The following is a 22,412-nucleotide window of genomic DNA, read 5'->3' on the forward strand; positions in this document are numbered from 1 at the left end:
GGAGGATATTTTAGATGGCGGGCGAATTGGTACAGGCAAGGAATATTTTGGCCATTGGGCAGCGGCTCGAAATATTTTTTGAAAACAGCGAGGAGGGAACCGCCGGCTATACGAGCCGCGTGGAAGATATCGTCGGGGACGATCTCGTTGTTGCCATGCCGGTGGATGAGCGGCATGTGCCGGTCATTCCGCACGCGCGCGAGAACCTTTACGTGCTTGCCGCCGGCGACGGGTGCCACTTCCGTTTTTTCAGCACCTATCGTTCGCACGGCCGGCACGAGGGACGCCTTCCCGTTCTGCACATATCCATCCCTGAGATCGCCGAGCGGTTCCAGAAGCGCGGCCTGTTCCGCGTGAAGGTGAACCTCATCGTGACGGTGCGTCTCGTGGATCAGGTGGGACAGATCGATGCCCCCGTGCGTGCGCGCGCCGTCGACCTGAGCGGCAGCGGCATGGCGTTTGTATGGCCGAAGGCCGTTCCGCTCGATTCGGATGCGGCGCTCGAGATCAACGACATCCCGGGCATCGGCACGCTCGAACTCATGTCGCGTATCGTGCGCTGCACACGGATTGAGCGCGAGGAGGAACTGCCCATCTACCACGTCGGGGTACAATTCCAAAGCCTCTCGCGCGCCCTGCGGGACAAGATCGTACGCTATCTCTTCCAGGTACAGCGCGCGCAGGTGGGACGGGCAAACAATGATTGAACGGGATCGGAGTCAGCCGTCCGGAAATCGGGGCGCGCCCGGCGCGCGTGCAGGGATGCGTTTGGTTGTGATCGGTTCCTCGACAGGGGGACCGCAGGCGCTTCAAACCGTGATCATGGGGTTTCCCAAAAATCTCCCATGTCCCGTTGTCGTCGTTCAGCACATGCCCGCAGGTTTTACGGGAGCCCTGGCGGAGCGTCTGCACGGCATGGCGCAGGTCGCGGTCAAAGAGGCGCGGGACGGCGATATGCTGGCGCCCGGATGCGTTTACATCGCGCCCGGGAATCATCATTTGCGGATTCTTGACGATACGGGAGGCCGGCGTATTGCGCTCAGCGATGAACCGCCCGTTGGAAACCACCGTCCGGCGGTCAACGTGATGTACGAGTCCGCCGCACATTTCGGCAAGGACGTCGTCGCGGTCATTCTCACGGGAATGGGGCACGACGGACGGGATGGGATGTATAAAATCAAGGAAAACGGCGGCTACTGCATTGCGCAGGATGAAGCGACCTGTGTCGTCTACGGAATGCCAAAATCCGTAATCGACGCAGGGCTGGCCGATGAGATATGCCCATTGCCGCGGATCGCCGGGGCGATTGAGGCGGCTGTGAGAAGATAGGAAATAGGGGGAATATCAATGGATAACCAGTATATGGACATGTTCTTGGACGAGTCGCACGAGCATTTGCAGTCCCTCAACGAAGGTCTGCTGCGTCTCGAAGAGAATATGGAAGAGATCGGTGCCGTCAACGACATCTTCCGCAATGCGCATACGCTGAAGGGAATGTCGGCGACCATGGGCTTTGCTAAGATTGCCGAATTGACGCATGAGATGGAAGACGTTCTCGATCTCGTCCGCAAAGAGCAGCTCAAGCTCAATGAGGACATTATGGATACGCTGTTCAAATGTCTGGACTCCCTGGAGCAGATGGTAGACAGCGTGGGCAACGGTGAGGCTGAGGATGTCGTCGACGTGACGGACCTCGTCGCAAAGCTGAGTTCCATCTCCAAGGGAACCCCCGCACCGGCCGCACCCGCCGCGGCGGCGCCCTCCGCCGCGGAAAGCGCCGCAGCCTCCGCAAACGGCGATCTCGGCATCGACGAGATCGACCTCGACGTCATGAAAAAGGCCAAGGAGAGCGGCCTGCGCATTTTCCACGTCAAGGTGACGCTCATGGAGACCTGCGTCCTCAAGGCGGCGCGGGCCGTGATGGTCATGCACGCCCTCGACGAAGTGGGCGATGTGATCAAGAGCGTTCCGGATGCCGAAGATCTCGAACAAGAGAAATTTGAACGCAGTTTCGACGTTGTCGTTACGACGGCAAGCGATGCCGAAGCGGTACAGAATGCGGTCGATACGGTCTCGGAGATCGAGGACATCCAGGTGGAAGAGCTGGATCCGGATCAGCTGAGCAAGGCGGCCGAAGCGGCACAGACGACCTCGGCAGCCGGCGCACCGGCAGCCGGGGCGCCGGCGAAGAAGCCTGCCGCCGCGGCAAAGCCCGCGGCAGGCGGACCTGCGAAGAAGCAGCATCAGAGCCAGAGCGTACGCGTGGATATCGAAAAACTCGACACCCTGATGAATCTGATGGGCGAACTGGTTATCAACAAGGTGCGCCTCGAGCAGATCGGCCAGACGCACCGTATGAGCGATCTCATGGAGACGCTCGAGCAGATGGACCGCGTGACGGGCGATCTCCAGAACATCGTTATGAAGGTCCGCATGGTCCCCGTCAGCGCCGTGTTCAATCGTTTCCCCCGTATGGTACGCGACGTTTCCAAAGAGTTGGGCAAAGAGATCAATCTAACCATCGAGGGTGAGGAGACGGAGCTGGATCGTACCGTTATCGACGAGATCGGCGATCCGATCATGCATCTCCTGCGCAACTCTCTCGATCACGGTGTCGAGAGTCCCGAGAAGCGCGAGGCGAAGGGCAAGCCCCGCATCGGCGAAGTCGGTCTGATCGCGCGTCACGAAGGCAATAACGTCGTCATTATGATTACGGACGACGGCGCCGGCATCGATGCGGAGGTCATTCGCCGTAAGGCCGTTGAAAAGGGCATGATCTCGCAGGAAGAGGCGGATCGCCTCGATGATGCGGAAGCCGTCCGGCTCATCTTCCTGCCGGGGTTTTCCACGGCGGAGAAAATCACCGATATTTCGGGACGTGGCGTCGGTATGGATGTTGTGCGCAGCAAGATTGAGGCGCTTTCGGGGCATGTCGACGTCGAGACGCATATTGATAAGGGCTCTATTTTCAAGATCAAGCTGCCGCTGACCCTCGCCATTATCCAGGCGATGCTTGTGCAGGTGCAGGGGGAGATGTACGCCATTCCGCTCGGTTCCATCGACAGTACGATCAACATCGAGCCGACGGATATCCAGACCATTCAGAACAAGGAAGTCATCGTCCTGCGTGGCGAGATCATCCCGATCATCCGCATGGAAGAGGCGCTGCAGGTGCCGCATACGAAGGATGCAGACGAGCTCTTCGTCGTCGTCGTTCATGCGGGCGAGGCGAAAGCGGGCATTGTCGTAGATAATCTCATCGGACAGCAGGAAATCGTCATCAAGACGCTGGGGAATCTCTTCGCCGGACTCAAACTCTTCGGCGGCGCAACGGTGCTCGGCGACGGCAGGGTCGCGCTGATTCTCGACGTCGCGACGATGATACAGCAGTAAGTAAGGGGAGGGTAAAGAAATGGCAGAAGATATGAATCAGATTGAGACGGGGACGCCGCAGAATTCGCAGTATGTGGCGTTTAACCTTCGCGACGAGGAATACGGCGTCAGCATTCTGAACGTGCAGGAGATCCGGAACCTGACGGATATCACGCGCGTTCCGTTCGCTGCAGATTTTATCAAGGGCGTCATCAATCTGCGCGGCTCCGTTCTCCCCGTCATTGATCTCAAGAAGCGCCTTGGGCTTGCGGAGACGCCGTATACCGACCGTACCCGTATCGTCACGGTATCCGTGGACGACGTGCACGTCGGCATGCTCGTCGACGCCGTGACGGAGGTGCTCAGCCTCGATGATGAACCCGTCGACACCAAGAAAGCCACCAATGCGCGTGAAAACAGCCGTTTTCTCAGCGGTATCGGCAACATCGACGGAAGGCTGATCGTCCTTCTCAATCTCGAGGAGATTGTCGGGCTTCCGAAGGAAACGAAGTGATGAAAATCCTTTACCCGTAAGGAGAGGTAGCGCCAATGGCAGTAGACGATGATCTGACACAATTGTCAGAGATGCAGCTGGACGTACTCCAGGAGATCGGGAACGTCGGCGCGGGCAACTCCGCGACGGCTCTTTCCCGTCTTATCCAGCGCCGCATAGAGATGAACGTGCCGCATGTGGCACTTGTTAAAATCGAAGATGTGCCGGAATATGTCGGCGGACCGGAACTGGTCGTCGTCGGCATTTTTCTGCGCGTCTACGGTAAGGCGCCGAGCAACATCCTCTTCCTTATCCCGCGGGAAAGCGCATTTGCGCTTGTCGATACGCTGCTCGGGCGGGAGCGGGGGGCAACGACGGAACTTGACGCGATGGATGAATCCGCACTCATGGAAATCGGCAATATCCTTGCCGGTTCCTATCTGAACGCGTTTTATACGTTCACAGGGATGAGCATGCTGCCTTCAACGCCGGCTCTTGCCGTGGATATGGCGGGCGCGATTCTCAACGTGGTACTCGTTCAGCTTGGCGAGATGGGAGATCATGCGCTCCTCATCGAGACGAACTTCCAGGCCGATGACCAAAGCATCAGCGGACATTTCTTCCTCGTTCCTGATCCGGGCTCGCTGAGCACTATTATGAATGCGGTAGGAGTTGGATGATATGCCGGATTTGATAAAAGTCGGTATGGCCGACTACAAAGTCGGCGCGGCTCCATCCACTTTGATCAGTTACGGATTGGGCTCCTGTATCGGCCTTTCGCTTTACGATCCGAAGGCGCAGGTGGGCGGACTGCTCCACTATATGCTGCCCGACAGCAAGCAGGCGAGAGCTTCCGATACGCCGGCAAAATTTATCGACACGGGATTTCCGCTGATGCTTGCGGATGTCTTGAAACTCGGTGCCGTCAAGTCGCGTCTCGTGGCAAAGATTGCGGGCGGCGCCCAGATGTTTGCGTTCTCGAATACGACGAGCGTGATGCGCGTCGGCGAGCGCAACGCGCAGGCGGCGAAGGAACTGCTCGCGCAGCACGGTATCCGGATCGTTGCCGAAGACACCGGGCTCAATTACGGCCGTACGGTTTCGATCGATCTGAACGACGGCACCTATACGGTGAAGACCGTCAGCAAGGGAGATAAGATCATCTAGGAGGCGGGTGAGGATTATGTTCAAACTGGGTATGGCGATCGTTTTTGCCGTTATTGCGGCGCTTGTCATATTCCTGACGGGACTCTTCTCCGACGCGCGCCTTTTAACGGCGTTCCTGCGCAGCCTCGTGGGATTCGTCTGTGCCGGCGCGTTTACCTACCTCGTTACGTTTATTCTCGAAGCGAAAGGATGGGCAGCCTTTGATAAGTTCCCGGATGAGCGCATGACGGATATGCAAAACGTGCTCTATGGAGCGGATGATATCGACTTTGATGCCGACGCGCCCGGGGACGATACCGAAAAGGAATTTGCGGAGCCCACGAATTTTCGGCCGCTTGCGGAGGAAGAGCTCGTTCACATGAGAACGCCGGAAGAAGAGGCCGACGCGCAGGGCGGAGAGGAAACTCCCGCGCCGGCATAAATCAAGCGGACGATCAGCGGTGAGAGGGGGCGGCGGAGATGGAGCAGCGGGAAGATATCAAAGCGCTGTGGCAGGCCTATGAAGAGAAAAAGACCGTCGATGTGCGCAATCGCATCGCCGAATACTATCTTCCTCTTGTCCGTCTCGTTGCCGGACGCATTGCGATCAGTCTGCCGCAGCATGTGGATCGGGAGGATTTGCTGAGCAGCGGTTTCTTCGGTCTCTTGGATGCCATTGAGCGCTACGAACTCACGCGCGGCAATAAGTTTGAAACCTATGCGGGCGTGCGTGTGCGCGGCGCGATGCTCGACCATCTGCGCGCAAAGGACTGGATCCCGGTCAGCGTGCGGCAGAACATCAAGAAATATGAAAAGGCCGTCGCGGAGCTCGAAGGCCGGCTCGGCCGGACGGCGACGGACGAGGAGCTCGCGCACGAACTTGGCCTGACGCGCGAGGGTCTCCGTCATTTGGAGAGCCAAGTCAGTGCCGCGACTGTGATCCCGCTGGAGGAATATCTGCGTACCGACACGCCCGTCTCGTTAGAGGACGGACCCGTCGAACACGCGGAATGGACCGAGGTCAAGGAAACGCTTGCCGCGGCCATTGAGAAGCTCCCCGAAAAGGAGCGGACGGTTGTGGCGCTCTATTATTACGATGAGATGACGCTTAAGGAGATCGCGGCGATCCTGCACCTCTCCGAGGCACGGATCTCACAGCTGCATACGAAAGCCATCTTTCGCATGCGGGGGTCTCTCGCGCGAATGAACGAAACGGAATAAAGCCGATAATGTAAAATTTTATGTTGAATCGTTGTAATAGCGGCGCAATTTTGATTGATGGGGAGTTGGTCTTGTGGATAAAACCGTTGGGAGCAGGCATGAGGGATATTTGCTCGCGCTGAGGACGGATGGAAACTATCTCACCATCTATCCGGAGGATGAGGGCGGCGCGATCGTTGAACTCGCCGATATCCGCAAATACCTCGAGGCCGCGGGCGTGACAGATTACGACGTCCTCCAGGTTGCGCGCATTATCCGTGTGGCGGACGGGACGGAGACGAAACTTGACCCCGCGCCGCCCGAGGATGTCGCGGACGAGGCCAACAAGCCCGTCCCCTTCGGCATCGAGATCGCACGCGACGCGATGAGCGTTACCGTGCGGTTCGATGAGAAACAGGGGAATATCCCGCCTAGTACGTCCGATATTCTCGCCGCATTGGCGGAGAAGGGGATTGTCTACGGCATTGACCGCGAGGCGATCAGCCGCGGGGTGGCGCGTATGAACACCTTCGTGGCGGCACGCGGCACGGCGCCCGAAGCGGGGACGGACGCCCGCATCGAGAAGAAATTCGACATGGGAGAGAAGGGGCGACCCGCGGCCCGCGCCTATGATCGTGTCGATTACAAGGATATGAATATCTTTATCCGGACGCAGACCGGCGACGTGCTTGCCGTTCGGATCCCGGAGACCCCGGGGGTTCCGGGGAAGAACGTGTTGGGGGAAGAGGTTGCCCCCAAGCCCGGAAAGCCCGCGCAGCTGCCGCAGGGAAAGAACACGAAAGTGGTCAACGATCACGAACTCGTCGCGATGATCGACGGACAGATTGTAGACGACGGCAAGATCAGTGTGGATCCCCATCTCGTCATTGATAAGAGTGTCGACGTCGGAACGGGCAACGTCGATTTTGCCGGCAGCATTGAGATCCGCGGAGATGTGGAGAGCGGATTCACCGTGAAGGCCGCGGGGGATGTTGAGATCAAGGGCATGGTCGGCGGCGCGGAGGTCACCGGGCGCAACGTCATCGTCCACGGCGGCATTCGAGGGATGAATGTGGGAAAAATTCACGCGGAAGAGGATGTGAGCATCTCCTTTGTCGAGAACGCGAACATTTCCGCGGGCCGCGATATCTTCGTCAACGATGTCGTACTGCATTCGGAGGTGCGAGCGGGGCATCATCTCCGCGTCGAGGGGAAGCGCGGCATCATCACGGGCGGTTCCGTCGGGGCGGGAGAGTCCATTCAGGCGAGCGTACTTGGCAACAGTTTCTACGTGCAGACGAATCTGCTCGTCGGTATTGATCCGAATCTGCAGCATAACTATGAGGCGCTCGAAAAAGAATGCAAAGAGGACGAGAGGCGTCTGACGGAGATCAAACTTTCCCTCGAGACGCTCAAGAAGCAGGATCTCTCAAAACTCTCGGATAAGCGTAAAGAGCAGATGCTGCAGCTGACGAAGGTACAGTTCCCGCTCGCCGGGAAGATCAAGCAGATGCGGGAAGATCTCGCCGCCATGCGTGCGGAACTGGATGAGATGAAGCAGGGCTCCGTGTCCGCTTCGGATACGATCTTCCCGGGGGTCAGCATTACCATTAACGGGATCAAGCGGAAGGTCGAGGAGGAACTGCGTCACACGAAAATGCGCGTAGTCGACGGAGAGGTCGTCACATCCATCCTATAGAGAGGCAGGTAGCGCCATGAACGTCACGCCGATCAGTATGCAGATGATGTTCCCGCAGTCAAATGAAGCGGGCAATGTCCAGAGCAACATCCAGAACCAGGTCAACATCCAGCAGAGCTTTGAATCCATCCGTCAGAAGGAGGATGCGGAGCTCGCGCGCCGGCAGGTACGCGCCAAGGAAGAGGCCAGCAATGATGCGCGCGTCAAGGAGGATCCGGACCGCGAGCGGCGGCAGGGCCGCGGCGGGCAAGGAGACCGGGGGCGCGGAAACGACGGTGAGGATCACGGCCAAGAACTGCTGCAGCGCCTTGCGGCGGATCCGAATCGCGGCGTGCACCTCGATATCAGTTTCTAAACGATGCGGATAAGGGAGGCGTCTGGTTATTATTTCCATCACTGAAATTCTCGGTGCGCTCATCATTCTCGGCGCCGTCCTCCTCCTTATCGTCCGTTTCGTCATTCATCGCCGCCAGCGCAGCGAGGAGGATGAGGAGGATCTCGCCGCCTCGATTGAGAAGCTGAAAAAGGAACTCCAACAGTCGGCCGACACAATCATCAAACGGCTCGGCAGTCATGTGACAAAGCTCGAGGGACTTCTGCGCGAGGCAGACGATCGGCGCGTGCGCCTTGAGACGCGCGTGGCCGACGCCCAACGACTCGAGTGGGCGCTCCGCCAGCGTATCGAAGAACTCGAACGGCGCCTGCGCGATCTCGGCCGGACGGCAGCGCCCGCGCAGGGACAACCGCAAATGCCGATGCGGCAAGCGGCGCAGGCGGGGACGATCCCCGTACCGCCGCCGTCCGTGTCGGAATCCGAGGCGCAGCGCGTGGACGGCGACGACTTTGCGGCCGTCCTGCATCAGTCTATCCTGCGCGAGCAGGCGCAGCATGCGGGAAAAGCTTCGACAGCGCCGATGCAGCCCATACCGCTTTCTCCGCGGGAGCAGGCACAGGCGTATCTGCAGCAGATGCCGCAGGAGGGCGCGCCGCGCCGTGATGCGGCCGTACCTCCCGCACGGATGCATCCGCCGGCCGCCGCGGCTGCCGTACCGGCCGCGCCGTCAGTGCGGCAGGAAGACCCCGCGCCACAGGAAAACGAGGCGATCGTCAAGGCGCGCGCTCTCCTGCGTGCGGGCCGCAGCATCGAGCAGGTCGCACGCGAGACGGGGGTTGAGATCGGCGCCCTGCGTCTCATGCGGCAGATGACGGCAAGGGATTGACAAAAATGTGAAATACGGCTATAATATCTTTCGTTCGGGACGTAGCTCAGCTTGGTAGAGCGCTTCCTTGGGGTGGAAGAGGTCGTGAGTTCAAATCTCGTCGTTCCGACCATTTTTCTGCATAGGAACCTCCGCGCGGCTGCGTGGAGGATTTTTTGTTGTAAGAAATGACGTATGGAATGAGAAGGAGGCGATCTCATGGATTTCATTGTCGATATCGGCGCGCTTCAAGTACTGCTCCTCGCCGTCATGTTCCTCTCCGTCATGGTGGAGATTAAGACGGGCGGCATGGGCGTCGGCGTCCTGCTCGGCCTCGTCGCGGCGGGCGTTTTTTGGAGCAGTCAGTATACGCGCGGACTTGTAGAGTTCTATCATATCGCGGTATTTCTCGCGGGGATTCTGATGATCATCGTGGAGATTCTGCTGCCGACCGTGGGCCTGCTCGCGGGGCTTGGCATTGCCGCGATGTTTTACAGCATCGTGCTTGCGCTCGGCGGGGATATCGGCGCGCTGGCGGCGCTCGGCATCGCGCTCGTCATCTCCGTCGCCGCGTTCATGCTGATCGTCTCGCGCCTGCCGTCGAGCAGACTGTGGAACAAAGTGGTGCTGCATGACAGCTCCCGTTCCGAGCGCGGCTTTGTGAGCGCGGAGGAGCAGCCGGACCTCGTAGGGAAAGTCGGCGAAGTCCTCACCGAACTCCGTCCGTCGGGGACGGCGCGCATCGACGGACGCCCGGTCGACGTGATATCCGAAGGGGCGTTTATTTCAAAGGGAACGCAGGTTGTCGTCCTGTCCGTGCACGGCAGCCGCGTCATCGTACGCACAGTATAGCGCACGCATCGCAGACGGACGATATCGTTTAGGAGGTTATTATGGGAACATTATTCGGTGGAGCATTCCTCATTGTTATCGTTGTCCTTGCCGTGTCGATTTTCCTGCATTTTGTGCCGCTCGGCCTCTGGGTATCCGCGATCTCGGCCAACGTCCCGGTCAGCATCATGTCGCTGATCGGCATGCGCCTGCGCCGCGTGCCGCCCAGCCGCATCGTCTTGCCCCTGATCAAGGCAAACAAGGCCGGCCTCGACGTCAGCGTCAATCAACTCGAGGCGCATTACCTCGCGGGCGGCAACGTGGACAAGGTTGTCGACGCGCTGATCGCATCGCATCGGGCGCAGATTGCCCTCCCCTTTGAACGGGCCGCCGCGATCGATCTTGCGGGGCGCGACGTGCTTGACGCCGTGCAGATGAGCGTCAACCCGAAGGTCATTGAGACGCCGATTGTGTCCGCCGTCGCGGCCAACGGCATCGAACTCAAGATCAAGGCGCGCGTCACCGTGCGTGCGAATATCGACCGCCTCGTCGGCGGTGCGGGCGAGCCGACCATCATTGCCCGCGTCGGCGAAGGCATCGTCACGACCGTCGGCTCTTCTCAGAGTCATAACGACGTCCTCGCCAACCCCGACGATATTTCCAAGACCGTCCTCGGTAAAGGGCTTGACGCGGGGACGGCATTTGAGATCCTCTCCATCGATATCGCCGACGTCGACGTCGGGCGCAACATCGGCGCGGAACTGCAGACCGACCAGGCCGAGGCCGACAAGCGTATCGCGCAGGCAAAGGCGGAGGAGCGCCGCGCGATGGCCGTGGCCCGCGAGCAGGAGATGAAGGCCTATACGCAGGAAATGGAGGCAAAGGTCGTCGAGGCACAGGCGGAAGTGCCGCATGCAATGGCGCAGGCGCTGCGCGAAGGCAAGCTCGGCGTTATGGACTATTATCAGCTGAACAACATCCAGTCGGATACGGATATGCGCCATGCAATCAGTACGGCCGGGAAAGCCGACGAGAAACATCCCGGACCTCCCGTGAAGTGAGGCGAGCGCGATGGAATATCTTCTGATCATCGTGATTGCAGTCGTCGTATCGCTGCTCGACGATAAGATTCGCGGAAAGAAAAAAGTGCCGCCGCCGACGCTCCCGCGCGAGATTCCAAAGCCGAAGAAGAAAGAGCAAAGGGCGCGGACCGGGACGTTTGAGATTCCGCCGATGCGCAACGTGCCGCGGGATTCTCAGACGGCAGCCGATGCCGAAGTGTTCCGCGCGCAGGAAGAGATGCGCGCGAAATGGGAAGAGGCGCGCCGTGCAGAGGAGCAGCGGAAACGCCGCCTTCGGCGGGAAGAGGAACTGCGCCTTGCCGCAGAACAGACGGCGGCAGTCACGCCCGCACGGCAGCACATACGCGCCATCCTGCCGCAACTGACGCCGGCGGCGATGCGGCAGGCGGTTGTGGCGGCCGAGGTGCTGGGGAAGCCGCTTGCGCTCCGTAAGCGGTGAAGTCCTATCTTGGCGCCTTTTCACACAGCATAAAAAGAGACGACTACAATGTGTAGTCGTCTCTTTTTATGCTGTGTTACGGGAATTTACTTAATCTGATTCAGCAGCGCCGCGATCTCGGCCGCGCTGCGGTCGCCGCTCGCGGCGGTCATGATGGGCTGCGCGCCGAGCATCACCGTGTTGCCGTCGGCATAAGCGTCGGAGGCCGCGTGACCGTTCTTATAGGCTGCGGCGAGGTTGCCCATAACGAAGTAGGTGCGCTCCGCGGAGGTCATATTCCCCACCGGCGCGGGGACGACGAATTCCTTTTTGTTGATGCGGAGCGTGCCGTTATCGACCGCGACGCGGCCGCCGCTCATCTCGGTGAGCTTCTTGGCGTAGTTGTCGCGGCGTGCGGTATTCGACGGATGATCCGCGGCGCCGGACATGATGGCGAATACGTTGGAACCGTTGTTGCCCTCAAGGTCGATGAGACGCTGCCAAACGGCCGCCGTAGCGCCCGGGTTGTAATTCGAATGCGAGATGTATTCGAATGCGAGATTGTCCGCCTCCCACTCCATCGGCTTTGTGAGGCCTTGGCCGCTCCAGATGTTTGCGGCGATGGCGCCGAGCACCGTGCCGGTCGCACTGGCAAGTATCGCGGGCCCGAGGGATTTTTTCATTCCCTTGGCCGGATGATCCTTCTGCCCGTGCCCCATCTCATGGGCGAGCACGACGGCAATTTCGTCTTCGCTTGTGAGATAATCGTAGAGACCGACGTTGACGCTCATATTGTGCCCGAGCGTGCAGAACGCATTGAAACTCTCTTCGTTATTGATGAAGTAATTGTACGGGCGATCGTAGACGGTCGCGTCCGTTGCGCCGATCGCCGACGTAAGGTTCGAGAAGATGCGGCGCAGCTGCTCGTTGCGCGCCTCGCCGTAGTAGACGCCGTACTTTTCCTTGAGCTCTTGAAAAAGTGCCTGACGGCCTTCTTCTGTTCCGTTGTAGTATTTGATCTGCTTATTCATCTCGGACGCCGCCACCGCGCCGCCCACGACCGCGCCGACGATATTGCCCCAGCCCGCCTCGGCAACCGCCGGCTTCGTCAGCGTGGCGCCCGCGGCCATCGATGCCGAGAGGGCAAGGGTCATGCCGACGCGCAGAAAGATATTTTTTCCCATCACGTACCTCCTTCTTATGAACACGTGAATAAATTATAAACAAAAGAACGGCGGATGTCTATAGTAGAAACGTCACGGATTTTTTTGCCGCGGGGAGTTCTTTGCCGCATATGTGCCGCAGGCCGCCGCGGCGGAGCGCGCGCATAGAATTCTTGACACTATTGTCAAAAACTATTAAAATGAATGCGAGTATTTTCTAGTAAGAAATTGGAATTCTGAAAACGAGGAGGTGGCCGTTATCGTTACTGAACTATTCGCGGTAATTATTGCTGTTATCGTCGGCGGGGGCGCGGGATATTACGCGCGCATGCGCACGGCGGAAGCTAAAATAGGATCAGCCGAAAACGAAGCGAAACGCATTGTCGAAGATGCTGAAAAACGTGCCGAGACAAAGCAGAAAGAGGTCCTGCTGGAGGCGAAGGAAGAGATTCAGCGCCAGCGGCAGGAGGTTGAACGGGACGTAAAGGAACGCCGCGGCGAACTCCAGCGATTGGAGCGCCGCGCGATTCAAAAGGAGGAAAATCTCGACCGCAAGCTCGAGTCGCTCGAGAAGAAGGAGGAAGGCCTTTCGCGCAAGGAGGCGCGCATCGACAAGGCGCAGACCGAGGTTGACGCCCTCTGCGAGCGTCAGCGGGCCGAACTTGAACGTATCTCGGGTCTTTCGTCCGAGGACGCGCGCACGGTGCTGATGGCGGAGGCCGAAGAGGAACTGAAGCACGAGAAGGCGCGCAAGATTAAGGAGTATATTCAACAGACAAAGGATGAGGCGGACAAGGCCGCGCGCGAGATTCTCAGCGTCGCCATCCAGCGCTGTGCCGCCGATCACGTTGCCGAGACGACGGTCTCGGTCGTCGCGCTCCCGAACGACGAGATGAAGGGGCGCATCATCGGCCGTGAGGGGCGCAATATCCGTACCCTTGAGACGCTGACGGGCATCGATCTCATCATTGACGATACCCCGGAGGCCGTCATCCTCTCCGGATTCGATCCCGTGCGTCGCGAGATCGCGCGCATTGCGCTCGAGAAACTCATTCAGGACGGGCGGATTCACCCGGCCCGCATTGAAGAGATGATCGATAAGGCGCGCCGCGAGGTGGAGCAGCGCATCAAGGAGGCCGGGGAGCAGGCGACGTTCGAGACGGGCGTCCACGGCATCCATCCGGAACTCGTACGGCTGCTCGGCCGTATGCGCTATCGAACGAGTTATGGGCAGAACGTTCTCGCGCACTCCATCGAGGTGGCGCATCTTGCGGGGCTTATGGCAGCGGAACTCGAATGCGACGTCATGCTCGCCAAGCGCGGTGGCCTCCTGCACGATATCGGCAAGGCCGTCAGCCATGAGGTCGAAGGACCGCATGTAACGGTCGGCGCCGAACTTGCGCGAAAATACCGCGAGTCCAAAGAAGTCATCAACATCATCGCCTCGCATCACGGCGATGTGGAGGCGACGACCGTCGAGGCCGTGCTTGTCGCGGCGGCGGATGCCGTCTCGGCGGCGCGTCCCGGCGCGCGCAGGGAGAGCCTTGAATCCTATATCAAACGGCTCAAGGCCCTCGAGGAGATCGCCGAGTCGTTCGACGGGGTCGAGCGCTGCTTTGCGATTCAGGCAGGCCGCGAGATCCGCGTCATGGTACAGCCGGACAAGGTCGACGACGCGGGCGCGGCGGTACTCGTGCACAATATCGTGAAAAAGATCGAAGGCGATCTCGAGTATCCCGGCCAGATCAAGGCGACCGTGATCCGCGAGACGCGCGTCGTCGACTACGCGAAGTAGATTGGAAAAATAAGGGGCATTACGGCGATTGGAGACGTTTGAGGCGGGCACATCACTATTCTGTGAGGAAATCTTATGCAGCAACTGACATATACTGTCGCCGGTGCGGGAGAAGCGCGCAGAGCGGCCGAACGGGCGAAGGCAAATCTAGATAAGATACCGCACATCGAGACGCTTCTCATTACCGTCGTAACGCAGTGTTCGCTGCCTCTCCCGGAGGCGCTGAACCTGCGCGACATCCTCCGGGAGATGTTTCCGGCCGCACGCATCCTCATCCACACCTGTGCGCTCAAGATGCCGAATATGCGTCTCGATGCCGCGCGGATTATGATAACGTTTACGGCGCTTGAAGCGTCGCGCGCGGATTTTATCATGATCGACGGGGATGTTGCCGACGAGGCGTCTCGGCTGCGTTTCTGCGACTTTGTCGGGGAACGCCCGCAGACGAAACTCGTTGAGTTTCTCGTTGTCGGCCTTATGCATCAGATCGACGATATGCTGGCCTCTTTTTCCGGTATTGACCCGCACATCGAGGTGTTCGGCGCATTCGTCGATGCCGAGCCGATGGATGCCGACGGATATGTGATTGCGGACGATGCGTCGACGACACTCGGCATGGCTGCGGTCGTCTTCCACGGGGCGGCGCTCGACGTCTGCGTGACGCGTAATTTCGGCTGGCACACGCTCGGGCGGGAGATTCAGGCGAGCCGTGTCGACGGCTGCACGATCAAGGAACTGGACGGCGGGATGCCGCTGAAGATCTATGAGCGTTATTTCGGCATACGGGGAGACGGGAATTTCAGTTCGGACGCGGCGCTCTTTCCGCTTTGCTTTGAAGAGGCGGACGATTCCGTCTCCGCGCGCGTGCCGATTAAGATCGAGGAGGGGAGCGGAGAGCTGACCTTCGGACTGCCCATGCGGGAGGGGACGAAGTTTCGGCTTGCATACGGCGATCCCTATGCGATCCTTTCGAGGGCTGCGGAAAACGCGCATGTGCTCGCGGATTTTTCGCCGCAAGCCATTATCGGAACGGCATGCGTCGGGCACTATCTGCTGCTCGGCGACGATGTCGTCTGTGAAATGACGGCCTGCGAAGGGCTTCCCTCGGCGGTGTCCTTCGTGTTTGGCGAGGTGCGGCGTGCCGGTGAAAAGATTGTGCCGGCGAACCTCAACGTCATGCTGGTCGGCATGAAGGAAAACCCTGCGAACACGCCGGATATCCGGTTTCAGCCGAAACATGTGGCGCAGCTCTCTTACAACCGGAAGATGCTCGCCTTTATGTCGCATTTCATCCGTGTGACGGAAGCCGAACTCCACAGTGCAAATCAGCGGCTTACGCAGCTTGCGAGCCGCGACGCCCTGACGAATCTGCTCAATCGCCGCGAGATGGAGCGGCTCCTCAAGGACGCCGTCGTATACGCGCAGGAGCATAAGACGCCGCTGTCGGTCATGCTGATCGATATCGACCACTTTAAGGACGTCAACGACACCTATGGTCACGATATGGGGGACCGAGTCCTATTGACTGTGGCGGAAGCCATCTCGGGGACGATTCGCGGCTCGGATGCCGGCTGCCGCTGGGGCGGAGACGAGTTTTTCGTTATCCTTCAGGATGCGCCCCTCGAGGTCGCGGGACGGGTTAGCGAGCGGATTCGCCGCAGAGTGGAGGAAGCGCATATGCCGTTCGGCAGCTATATTACGGTGAGCGTCGGGGTCGCGCGGTTCGATGCGGCGCACGAGAATGAGCTGCAGCTCTTTAAGAATGCCGACGAGGCGTTGTACCGGGCCAAGAAAGCCGGCCGCAATGCGGTCTACTGTCTCGGGCTCGGTAAAATCAAGAAGCTCGAATGACCGGGCATGCAGTGATGGAGAGAATGTCATGTTGGATTTTTTGCGCTCCCGCTTCGTACCGCAAAAAAAAAGGCGGCAGTCGCGGGAACAGGCACGCCCCGGCGTGCAGCTCCTCGCCTCCGTACTCGTTTGTTTTCCCGAGATCCAGGCGGTCGCCTACGAGCCCGCGCAGGGCAGCCTTACCATAGACTTCACGGTGCGGGCGGCGCTTCCCGCCGACGAGATAGACGCCTTTACCGTATTTCTCGCCGAGAGCATCGAGACCTATCATGCGATCGAGGACGGGATTTCCTGCGACGTTCACAGTTCCTATGAACAGCACGGCACGCTGACGATGCTGCGCCTCATGCGCCGCATGAACGAGGTGACGGAGGGGGAACTCAGCCTCATCGTACGTCTGATGCACGGAAAATTTGCAGAGCAGCTGATCGTCGACCCGCATAATATGGATACCCTCGACGCGGAGTTCAGCAGCATCCAGCATGAGACGCTGGAACGCATGCTGACCGCCGTGCGCGAGATGCCGCTGCACGACTGCCTGGTCGGCATCCGGGAGCGCGATCAAGTGATCGTCTACAATCGTTAATTTGGACTTTTAGAAGTCTCCCATAGGAGGAAACTGCGTGCGCATCATGCTTGTCGGAGATGTCGTCGGCCGCGCGGGGCGCCGCGCGTTCCGTACGCATACGCCGCGTCTCCGCACAGAGCGGAAGATCGACGTCGTCATTGTCAACGGAGAGAATTCCGCCGGAGGCAAGGGGTTTACGCGCAAGGCGCTCGACGAACTCTATGCCGGGGGCGCCGATATCGTGACGTCCGGAAATCACGTATGGGACAAAAAGGACGTCTTCGATTTCATCGAGGACGAACCGTTTCTCGTGCGGCCGGCAAACTATCCCGAGGGGACGCCGGGGAAGGGATACTGTATCTTCCCCTTCAAGGCGCGAAATATCGCCGTGGTCAATCTGTCGGGACGCTCCTTTATGCCGCCGCTGGACTGTCCGTTTCAAAAAGCGGAGGAGATTCTTGCGGAAATCGGCGATACGGCCGATATCGTCGTGTTGGACTTTCACGCGGAGACAACCTCGGAAAAACTCGCGATGGGGTATTATTTAGACGGCCGCGCGGATATTGTGGTCGGCACGCATACCCATGTGCAGACGGCGGACGAGCGTATCCTGCCGCACGGCACCGCGTACATCACGGACCTCGGCATGGTAGGGGCGCACGCGTCCATTCTAGGCGTGCGGAGCGATCTTGTGGTCAAGAAGTTTTTGACGGGCATGCCCGTGCGCTTTGAAATGGCGGAAGGCCCGGCAGAGTACGCCGCCGTCATTGCGGATATCGACGATGCGGGGCGGCGCCGCACGAGAATCGAGCGCGTGATGATCCGTGAAGAAGAGCATCGCGCTTAGGGAGTTTTTTTATGCCAAGCGATTTGCATATTCATACGACGTTCTCCGACGGGAAAGATACCCCGGAGGAGATCGTAGAAGCGGCAAAGGCCGCCGGACTGCACTATATCTCCATCACCGACCACGACAGCGTGGAGGGCGTGACGGAACTTTACGAGAGCGGCCGTTATCCTTCGAACAGCCTGCGCATTATCCCGGGCGTCGGATTCAGCGCCGACTATCCGGGGCGTACGGTTCACATTCTCGGCTATGGGATCGACATCTACAACGCGGGGCTCCAGGAAAAACTAGAGGAACTCAGCGAGGCGCGTTGGACGCGGTTCACCGAGATCGTGGACCGGCTCAAGGCCCTTGGGTACGAGATCGGCGAGACCGAAGTGCTCACCGACGAGGGCATGTGCAAGGCTGTCGGCCGCTCGCATGTGGCGCGTGTGCTCGTTAAGAAGGGGTATTTCGACTCGATACGCGCGTGTTTCGATCAGCTGCTCATGCGCGGAAAGCCCGCCTATGTGCCGCACTTTCGACTAGCGCCCGACGAACTGATATCGATCATCAAGGGAGCCGGCGGTATTCCCGTGCTCGCGGATCCGAAGTCGATCGGAGACGAGACCGTCGTGCAGGATCTCATTGTGCGCGGCATCGGCGGTATCGAGGCGTTTTATCCGACCTACGATATGCGGGATACCCAGCATTATCTCGATATCGCGCAGCGGCACGGCCTATTCGTTTCGGGCGGCTCCGATTACCGCGGCTTTGCGGGGCGGGAGCCGGATGCGCTCGGCCGGTTCACCATAGAGGACATCTATGCGGAGAATTTTTACAGACCGCCGCACGGCGCATAAGATTTCGAAACCATAAAGAGGAGAGAATCGGTATGGACGTAATCGCCCTTGTCGGGCCGAGCGGCACCGGAAAAAGTCATCGCGCGCTGTGGGTCGCTCAAAAAAACGGAGCGGACGCCATCATTGACGACGGCATATTGATTAAGGACGGTAAGGTCATCGGCGGAATCTCCGCAAAAAAGGAGAAGAACCGCATTATGGCCGTGCGCCGCGCTATTTTTGTGCTGGCGGGACATGCCTCTATGGTGCGCGAGGCGATTGACGCGGCGCATCCGCGTCGGATTCTTGTCCTCGGCACTTCTGAAAACATGGTGCAAAAAATCGCTAAAACGCTGCGCATTGGCGCCATCAGCAAGATCATCCGCATCGAAGACATCGCTTCGAAGAAGGATATGGAGATCGCGCAGTTCCATCGGCGCAGGAAGGGGGAGCACATCATTCCCGTGCCGAGCATCGAACTCAAACCGCATTTCTCGGGATACCTGATCGATCCCATCAAGAGTTTTTTTAAAACGTCGTCTGCGAAACGGCGCCGCCTTGGGGAACGCTCCATCGTGCGGCCGGTATTTAGTTACTACGGCAAACTCGTGATTGACGACTCCGTGATTAAAAATATTGTGCATATCGTTGCCGAGAAACTCGACGAGGTATACCGCGTCGGCGCGATGCATGTGCGGCATGTCGTGCGCGGGGACGACGACCTCGGCATCACGGTTTCGATCGAAATCATATTCTCCTACGGGTATGAGATCGCCGAGACCATGGAGAACCTGCGCAAAGACTTGCAGCGCGAGATCGAACGCATGACCGGGATGGTCGTGCACGAGATCAATATCTTAGTGAAAAGTCTTCATATCGAACAGGCTGCGGCGCACGCATAAAAGGACTCTTCACTTTTTGGGGGAAAAGTGCTAGAATGAAAAGGATTTTTTTCGGGGATGTAGAAATAATATATAAGTTTTCCTATGCACTTTTTTCTACGCACAAGGAAATGGGAAAGGAATGTGACGTTTCATGCTTGAGCAGCTAGTCAGTTCCTCGACGTTCGACATTGGGAGCCGCGCGCTCGCGGCGGCCTCTTTGCGGCACGAGGTGCTCAGCAACAATATTGCCAATGTGAATACTCCGAACTTTAGGCGGAGTCATGTCCGATTTGAAGATCTTCTGAAGAAGGAGATGGGGCTTGACGAAGATCCGCTGATGAAAGTCGTGCGCACGCATGACCGGCATTTTCCCATCCCGTTTCACGGGAAAGCGCACGCCGTGATCGAGCAGGATCAGACGACCAATATGCGCCTTGACGGAAACAATGTGGATATTGACATCGAAATGGCGGAGGTCGCGAAGAACCAACTCTATTACAGCGCGCTTGCGCATCAGCTCGGGGGATACATCACCAATCTGAAGAGCGTCATCAATAGTAATCAGGGCAGCTGAACATAGGGGGAAACGATATGGGCATGTTTTTGGGAATTGATGCGGCGGCTTCCGGACTTACGGCAGAGCGGCTGCGCATGGACGTCATCTCCAACAATATCGCGAATGCCAATACGACGCGGGCGCAGGGGGGCGGCGCCTATCACCGCCGCTATGTGGTATTTCAGCCGCGTGAAAAAGGCAACGGCATCGGTTTTGAGTCGTTCCTCGCGCGCGCATCCGAGCGGATGCGTCCGGGGGACGGGGTTCGTGCGCTCTCGATTGAGACGGACCGCACGCAAGGGCCGCTCGTCTACGAGCCGGGACATCCGGATGCGAACGCGGACGGCTACGTGGAACGGCCGAATGTCAATATCGTCTCCGAGATGGTGGATATGATCTCGGCGTCCCGCGGCTACGAGGCGAATACGACGACCATCAACGCCGCCAAATCCATGGTGAACGCCGCGCTGCGCATTGGCAGCGGCAGCTGATTCAGCGCTCGTTTGTAAGGGGGATCGACGTATATGGAAATACAGGCACTGCAAATGACACCCGTAACGATGCGCGCGACCAGTCATCTGGGGGAGACCGTCGAAAAGCCGGAACAGAAGAGTTTCGGCACCTATCTGAAAGATGCCCTCTCCGAGGTCAACCGGCTCCAGCTCGCGTCCGAAAAACAGAACGCGCTGCTCGCGGCGGGGGAAGTCCAGGATGTCTCGCAGGTCATCGTGGCGGGGCAGAAGGCCGAGATTGCCTTACAGCTGACGCTGCAGATGCGCAACCGCGCCGTTTCTGCCTATCAGGAAATCATGCGGATGCAGGTGTAATCGCTTCCCGGAGTTTCACGGAACGTTCCGCGAAAGCCCAGGGAAAGCACATCCATGATGACTTGAAGGGAAAGAGATTATGGGAGAGTGGAAAGAGCGCGCCCGCGCCATGTGGGAACGCTTTGACAAGCGGCAGCGCTATATCATGCTCGGTTCGGCGCTCGCAATCCTTGTTCTCATCTTTGGACTGAGTTTTTGGTACGGCAGCAAACCGGACATGGTGCCGCTGTTCACCGATATGGAGACCAAGGATGCGGGCGAGGTCGCGAATCAGCTGAAAGAGGCGAAGATCAGCTACGAAGTGCAGGAGACCAAGGGCGGCACGACCATCCTTGTTCCGACGGCGAACGTCCACGAAGCGCGGCTGAACCTCGCCACGCAGGGGCTGCCGCGCGGCAACAAGGGGTTTGAGATCTTTGACGACAGCAAACTCGGCGTGACCGAGTTTCAGAACCGCGTCAATTATCTTCAGGCGCTGCAGGGCGAGTTGACACGCACGATCGAGCAGATCGAAGCGGTGGAAAAAGCCCGCGTACATATCGTTTTGCCGGAGGACAGCCTCTACAAAAAAGAAGAAAAACCGGCGACGGCATCCATTATGCTGCGCCTCAAACCGCATGCGGAGCTGACGAAAAAGGAAATCAAAGGCATTGTGAACCTTGCCGCACACAGCGTCAAGGGGCTGATGCCGGAGAATATCACAATCGTCGACGATACGGGAAAGATCCTCAACGATCCGGACGACCAGGACGAGAACGCGGTCGGCGTCAAGACGCTCACGCAGCTCGATATGACCCGGAAAGTGCAGGATAATATTGAGAAAAAAGTGCAGTCCCTCCTGGATCAGACCCTGGGAGAGGGGCGGGCTTTTGCGCGCGTGAGCGTGGAACTCGATTTTGACGACCGCCTGACGGATAAGCAGACCTTTACCCCCGTGGTGGACGATGCGGGCATCATCCGGAGCCAGCAGGATATTTCCGAGAACTATACGGGCACCTCGACGAATCCCGGCGGTCCGGCCGGCGTGCAGAGCAACGTGCCCGGATATGTGGAGCAGGAAAACACGGCAAATGCCCAGTACGAGAAAAAAGAATCCACGAAGAACTATGAGATCAACGAGGAACGCCAACATGTGATCGCTTCTCCCGGATCCATCCGCCGCCTGACGGTTGCCGTCCTCGTCAACGACGACGTGACGCAGCCGCAGCAGGAGAGCATCCTCCGCACGGTGAGCAGCGCGGCCGGCATCAACCGGGCGCGCGGCGACACGATCTCCGTCGAGCCGCTGCCGTTCAGCAAAGAAGCGGCCGAGCGCCGCGCGGCGGAAGAACAGGCGGAGAAGGATCGCCAGGACCGCATCTTCTATATGCAGGTCGGCGGAGCGCTCCTCCTGATCGCCCTGATCGTCGGAGGCATCCTGATGTACCGCCGCAAGAAACGTCTCGAACGCGAAGCCGAAGAAGAGGCGCAGCGTCTCGAAGAAGAACGCATCGCGGAGGAGCGTGCCGCTGCAATCGCAGCGGGCGAGGTCGAGGAGGAAGACCTCTCCGAAGAGGAGCAGCAGCAGATCAACCAGAGACAGGCGCTGCTGGCGCTTATTGACGCGAAGCCGGAAGAGGTTGCGCTCCTTGTCAAGACCTGGCTTTCGGAGGGGGAGTGA

General features: G+C 58.9%; 26 protein-coding genes and 1 tRNA gene. 25 read left to right on the forward strand and 2 right to left on the reverse strand.

Features of this window, described 5'->3' with window-relative positions; genetic code table 11:
* Positions 1 to 14: 14 nt before the first annotated feature.
* The 10 genes from HMPREF9161_RS08745 to HMPREF9161_RS08790 all read left to right on the forward strand — a co-directional run bounded on the left by HMPREF9161_RS08745 (position 15) and on the right by HMPREF9161_RS08790 (position 8,265).
* Complete coding sequence (locus HMPREF9161_RS08745) at positions 15 to 707, forward strand: flagellar brake protein (RefSeq protein ID WP_009729307.1); 693 nt, start codon at positions 15 to 17, stop codon at positions 705 to 707.
* The gene (locus HMPREF9161_RS08750) at positions 700 to 1,329 is read left to right on the forward strand and encodes a CheB methylesterase domain-containing protein (RefSeq protein WP_009729308.1); all 630 of its coding nucleotides are present in this window, start codon (positions 700 to 702) and stop codon (positions 1,327 to 1,329) included. The genes HMPREF9161_RS08745 and HMPREF9161_RS08750 overlap by 8 nt, the downstream gene beginning before the upstream one ends.
* An 18-nt stretch (positions 1,330 to 1,347) precedes the next feature.
* Positions 1,348 to 3,393 (forward strand): chemotaxis protein CheA, encoded by a 2,046-nt coding sequence (locus HMPREF9161_RS08755; RefSeq protein WP_009729309.1) that lies wholly within the window; start codon positions 1,348 to 1,350, stop codon positions 3,391 to 3,393.
* 19 nt (positions 3,394 to 3,412) lie between these two features.
* Positions 3,413 to 3,886, forward strand: a complete 474-nt coding sequence (locus HMPREF9161_RS08760; protein ID WP_009729310.1) for a chemotaxis protein CheW — start codon at positions 3,413 to 3,415, stop codon at positions 3,884 to 3,886.
* Positions 3,887 to 3,921: 35 nt separating this feature from the next.
* Complete coding sequence (locus HMPREF9161_RS08765) at positions 3,922 to 4,545, forward strand: chemotaxis protein CheC (protein WP_009729311.1); 624 nt, start codon at positions 3,922 to 3,924, stop codon at positions 4,543 to 4,545.
* A gap of 1 nt (position 4,546) precedes the next feature.
* Positions 4,547 to 5,032 (forward strand): chemotaxis protein CheD, encoded by a 486-nt coding sequence (locus HMPREF9161_RS08770; protein ID WP_009729312.1) that lies wholly within the window; start codon positions 4,547 to 4,549, stop codon positions 5,030 to 5,032.
* Between the two features lie 16 nt (positions 5,033 to 5,048).
* Positions 5,049 to 5,453, forward strand: a complete 405-nt coding sequence (locus tag HMPREF9161_RS08775; protein WP_009729313.1) for a hypothetical protein — start codon at positions 5,049 to 5,051, stop codon at positions 5,451 to 5,453.
* Positions 5,454 to 5,491: 38 nt separating this feature from the next.
* Positions 5,492 to 6,232, forward strand: coding sequence for a FliA/WhiG family RNA polymerase sigma factor (locus HMPREF9161_RS08780; RefSeq protein WP_009729314.1), 741 nt, complete (start codon positions 5,492 to 5,494; stop codon positions 6,230 to 6,232).
* A 73-nt stretch (positions 6,233 to 6,305) separates the two neighbouring features.
* Entirely contained in the window at positions 6,306 to 7,910 is a 1,605-nt protein-coding gene (locus tag HMPREF9161_RS08785; RefSeq protein WP_009729315.1) for a DUF342 domain-containing protein, read from the forward strand.
* 16 nt (positions 7,911 to 7,926) lie between these two features.
* Entirely contained in the window at positions 7,927 to 8,265 is a 339-nt protein-coding gene (locus HMPREF9161_RS08790; protein ID WP_009729316.1) for a hypothetical protein, read from the forward strand.
* Here HMPREF9161_RS08790 and HMPREF9161_RS10095 read toward each other — a convergent pair.
* Positions 8,255 to 8,485 carry a hypothetical protein gene (locus HMPREF9161_RS10095; protein ID WP_084786803.1) on the reverse strand — a complete coding sequence of 77 codons (231 nt, stop codon included), beginning with the start codon at positions 8,483 to 8,485 and terminating at the stop codon, positions 8,255 to 8,257. The two genes, HMPREF9161_RS08790 and HMPREF9161_RS10095, sit on opposite strands and share 11 nt — an antisense overlap.
* Here HMPREF9161_RS10095 and HMPREF9161_RS08795 point away from each other — a divergent pair, their 5' ends adjacent.
* From HMPREF9161_RS08795 to HMPREF9161_RS08815, 5 genes are all read left to right on the forward strand, one after another.
* A complete protein-coding gene (locus tag HMPREF9161_RS08795; protein WP_009729317.1) occupies positions 8,486 to 9,130 on the forward strand; it encodes a hypothetical protein in 645 nt (214 codons plus the stop codon).
* Positions 9,131 to 9,165: 35 nt separating this feature from the next.
* A tRNA-Pro gene (locus HMPREF9161_RS08800) sits at positions 9,166 to 9,242 on the forward strand.
* A gap of 86 nt (positions 9,243 to 9,328) precedes the next feature.
* Positions 9,329 to 9,961, forward strand: coding sequence for an NfeD family protein (locus tag HMPREF9161_RS08805; RefSeq protein ID WP_009729318.1), 633 nt, complete (start codon positions 9,329 to 9,331; stop codon positions 9,959 to 9,961).
* Between the two features lie 41 nt (positions 9,962 to 10,002).
* Positions 10,003 to 11,001 (forward strand): flotillin-like protein FloA, encoded by a 999-nt coding sequence (gene floA, locus HMPREF9161_RS08810; RefSeq protein ID WP_009729319.1) that lies wholly within the window; start codon positions 10,003 to 10,005, stop codon positions 10,999 to 11,001.
* Positions 11,002 to 11,011: 10 nt separating this feature from the next.
* A complete protein-coding gene (locus HMPREF9161_RS08815) occupies positions 11,012 to 11,461 on the forward strand; it encodes a hypothetical protein (protein ID WP_009729320.1) in 450 nt (149 codons plus the stop codon).
* A gap of 86 nt (positions 11,462 to 11,547) precedes the next feature.
* Here HMPREF9161_RS08815 and HMPREF9161_RS08820 read toward each other — a convergent pair whose 3' ends face one another.
* Positions 11,548 to 12,624 (reverse strand): M48 family metallopeptidase, encoded by a 1,077-nt coding sequence (locus HMPREF9161_RS08820; RefSeq protein WP_009729321.1) that lies wholly within the window; start codon positions 12,622 to 12,624, stop codon positions 11,548 to 11,550.
* Positions 12,625 to 12,853: 229 nt separating this feature from the next.
* Between HMPREF9161_RS08820 and rny the strand changes: the two genes are divergently transcribed.
* From rny to fliF, 10 genes are all read left to right on the forward strand, one after another.
* Positions 12,854 to 14,398: a ribonuclease Y gene (gene rny, locus HMPREF9161_RS08825; RefSeq protein ID WP_009729322.1), complete on the forward strand. Its 1,545-nt coding sequence runs from the start codon at positions 12,854 to 12,856 to the stop codon at positions 14,396 to 14,398.
* A 75-nt stretch (positions 14,399 to 14,473) separates the two neighbouring features.
* Complete coding sequence (locus HMPREF9161_RS08830) at positions 14,474 to 16,249, forward strand: diguanylate cyclase (protein ID WP_009729323.1); 1,776 nt, start codon at positions 14,474 to 14,476, stop codon at positions 16,247 to 16,249.
* Between the two features lie 28 nt (positions 16,250 to 16,277).
* Positions 16,278 to 16,835 (forward strand): hypothetical protein, encoded by a 558-nt coding sequence (locus HMPREF9161_RS08835; protein WP_009729324.1) that lies wholly within the window; start codon positions 16,278 to 16,280, stop codon positions 16,833 to 16,835.
* 37 nt (positions 16,836 to 16,872) lie between these two features.
* The gene (locus HMPREF9161_RS08840; protein WP_009729325.1) at positions 16,873 to 17,664 is read left to right on the forward strand and encodes a TIGR00282 family metallophosphoesterase; all 792 of its coding nucleotides are present in this window, start codon (positions 16,873 to 16,875) and stop codon (positions 17,662 to 17,664) included.
* A gap of 11 nt (positions 17,665 to 17,675) precedes the next feature.
* Positions 17,676 to 18,506: a PHP domain-containing protein gene (locus HMPREF9161_RS08845; protein ID WP_009729326.1), complete on the forward strand. Its 831-nt coding sequence runs from the start codon at positions 17,676 to 17,678 to the stop codon at positions 18,504 to 18,506.
* A 32-nt stretch (positions 18,507 to 18,538) separates the two neighbouring features.
* Positions 18,539 to 19,387, forward strand: coding sequence for an Asp23/Gls24 family envelope stress response protein (locus tag HMPREF9161_RS08850; RefSeq protein ID WP_009729327.1), 849 nt, complete (start codon positions 18,539 to 18,541; stop codon positions 19,385 to 19,387).
* A 133-nt stretch (positions 19,388 to 19,520) separates the two neighbouring features.
* Positions 19,521 to 19,943: a flagellar basal body rod protein FlgB gene (flgB, locus tag HMPREF9161_RS08855; RefSeq protein WP_009729328.1), complete on the forward strand. Its 423-nt coding sequence runs from the start codon at positions 19,521 to 19,523 to the stop codon at positions 19,941 to 19,943.
* 17 nt (positions 19,944 to 19,960) lie between these two features.
* Positions 19,961 to 20,416, forward strand: a complete 456-nt coding sequence (gene flgC, locus HMPREF9161_RS08860; protein ID WP_009729329.1) for a flagellar basal body rod protein FlgC — start codon at positions 19,961 to 19,963, stop codon at positions 20,414 to 20,416.
* 33 nt (positions 20,417 to 20,449) lie between these two features.
* On the forward strand, positions 20,450 to 20,752 hold the full coding sequence (gene fliE, locus HMPREF9161_RS08865; protein WP_009729330.1) for a flagellar hook-basal body complex protein FliE: 303 nt from the start codon (positions 20,450 to 20,452) through the stop codon (positions 20,750 to 20,752).
* Between the two features lie 79 nt (positions 20,753 to 20,831).
* Positions 20,832 to 22,412, forward strand: a complete 1,581-nt coding sequence (gene fliF / locus HMPREF9161_RS08870; protein ID WP_009729331.1) for a flagellar basal-body MS-ring/collar protein FliF — start codon at positions 20,832 to 20,834, stop codon at positions 22,410 to 22,412.

The sequence above is a fragment of the Selenomonas sp. F0473 genome (assembly GCF_000315545.1).
Taxonomy (GTDB): domain Bacteria; phylum Bacillota; class Negativicutes; order Selenomonadales; family Selenomonadaceae; genus Centipeda.

Coding starts and splice junctions, on each gene's coding strand:
- HMPREF9161_RS08750 (WP_009729308.1), top strand. CDS start 700: ATGATTGAACGGGATCGGAGTCAGCCGTCCGGAAATCGGGGCGCGCCC.
- flgB (WP_009729328.1), top strand. CDS start 19,521: ATGCTTGAGCAGCTAGTCAGTTCCTCGACGTTCGACATTGGGAGCCGC.
- HMPREF9161_RS08805 (WP_009729318.1), top strand. CDS start 9,329: ATGGATTTCATTGTCGATATCGGCGCGCTTCAAGTACTGCTCCTCGCC.
- floA (WP_009729319.1), top strand. CDS start 10,003: ATGGGAACATTATTCGGTGGAGCATTCCTCATTGTTATCGTTGTCCTT.
- HMPREF9161_RS08835 (WP_009729324.1), top strand. CDS start 16,278: ATGTTGGATTTTTTGCGCTCCCGCTTCGTACCGCAAAAAAAAAGGCGG.
- HMPREF9161_RS08760 (WP_009729310.1), top strand. CDS start 3,413: ATGGCAGAAGATATGAATCAGATTGAGACGGGGACGCCGCAGAATTCG.
- HMPREF9161_RS08770 (WP_009729312.1), top strand. CDS start 4,547: ATGCCGGATTTGATAAAAGTCGGTATGGCCGACTACAAAGTCGGCGCG.
- HMPREF9161_RS08845 (WP_009729326.1), top strand. CDS start 17,676: ATGCCAAGCGATTTGCATATTCATACGACGTTCTCCGACGGGAAAGAT.
- HMPREF9161_RS08775 (WP_009729313.1), top strand. CDS start 5,049: ATGTTCAAACTGGGTATGGCGATCGTTTTTGCCGTTATTGCGGCGCTT.
- HMPREF9161_RS08830 (WP_009729323.1), top strand. CDS start 14,474: ATGCAGCAACTGACATATACTGTCGCCGGTGCGGGAGAAGCGCGCAGA.
- HMPREF9161_RS08765 (WP_009729311.1), top strand. CDS start 3,922: ATGGCAGTAGACGATGATCTGACACAATTGTCAGAGATGCAGCTGGAC.
- HMPREF9161_RS08755 (WP_009729309.1), top strand. CDS start 1,348: ATGGATAACCAGTATATGGACATGTTCTTGGACGAGTCGCACGAGCAT.
- fliF (WP_009729331.1), top strand. CDS start 20,832: ATGGGAGAGTGGAAAGAGCGCGCCCGCGCCATGTGGGAACGCTTTGAC.
- HMPREF9161_RS08745 (WP_009729307.1), top strand. CDS start 15: ATGGCGGGCGAATTGGTACAGGCAAGGAATATTTTGGCCATTGGGCAG.
- HMPREF9161_RS08850 (WP_009729327.1), top strand. CDS start 18,539: ATGGACGTAATCGCCCTTGTCGGGCCGAGCGGCACCGGAAAAAGTCAT.
- HMPREF9161_RS08815 (WP_009729320.1), top strand. CDS start 11,012: ATGGAATATCTTCTGATCATCGTGATTGCAGTCGTCGTATCGCTGCTC.
- HMPREF9161_RS10095 (WP_084786803.1), bottom strand. CDS start 8,485: ATGACTGCCGAGCCGTTTGATGATTGTGTCGGCCGACTGTTGGAGTTC.
- HMPREF9161_RS08780 (WP_009729314.1), top strand. CDS start 5,492: ATGGAGCAGCGGGAAGATATCAAAGCGCTGTGGCAGGCCTATGAAGAG.
- flgC (WP_009729329.1), top strand. CDS start 19,961: ATGGGCATGTTTTTGGGAATTGATGCGGCGGCTTCCGGACTTACGGCA.
- fliE (WP_009729330.1), top strand. CDS start 20,450: ATGGAAATACAGGCACTGCAAATGACACCCGTAACGATGCGCGCGACC.
- HMPREF9161_RS08820 (WP_009729321.1), bottom strand. CDS start 12,624: ATGGGAAAAAATATCTTTCTGCGCGTCGGCATGACCCTTGCCCTCTCG.
- HMPREF9161_RS08790 (WP_009729316.1), top strand. CDS start 7,927: ATGAACGTCACGCCGATCAGTATGCAGATGATGTTCCCGCAGTCAAAT.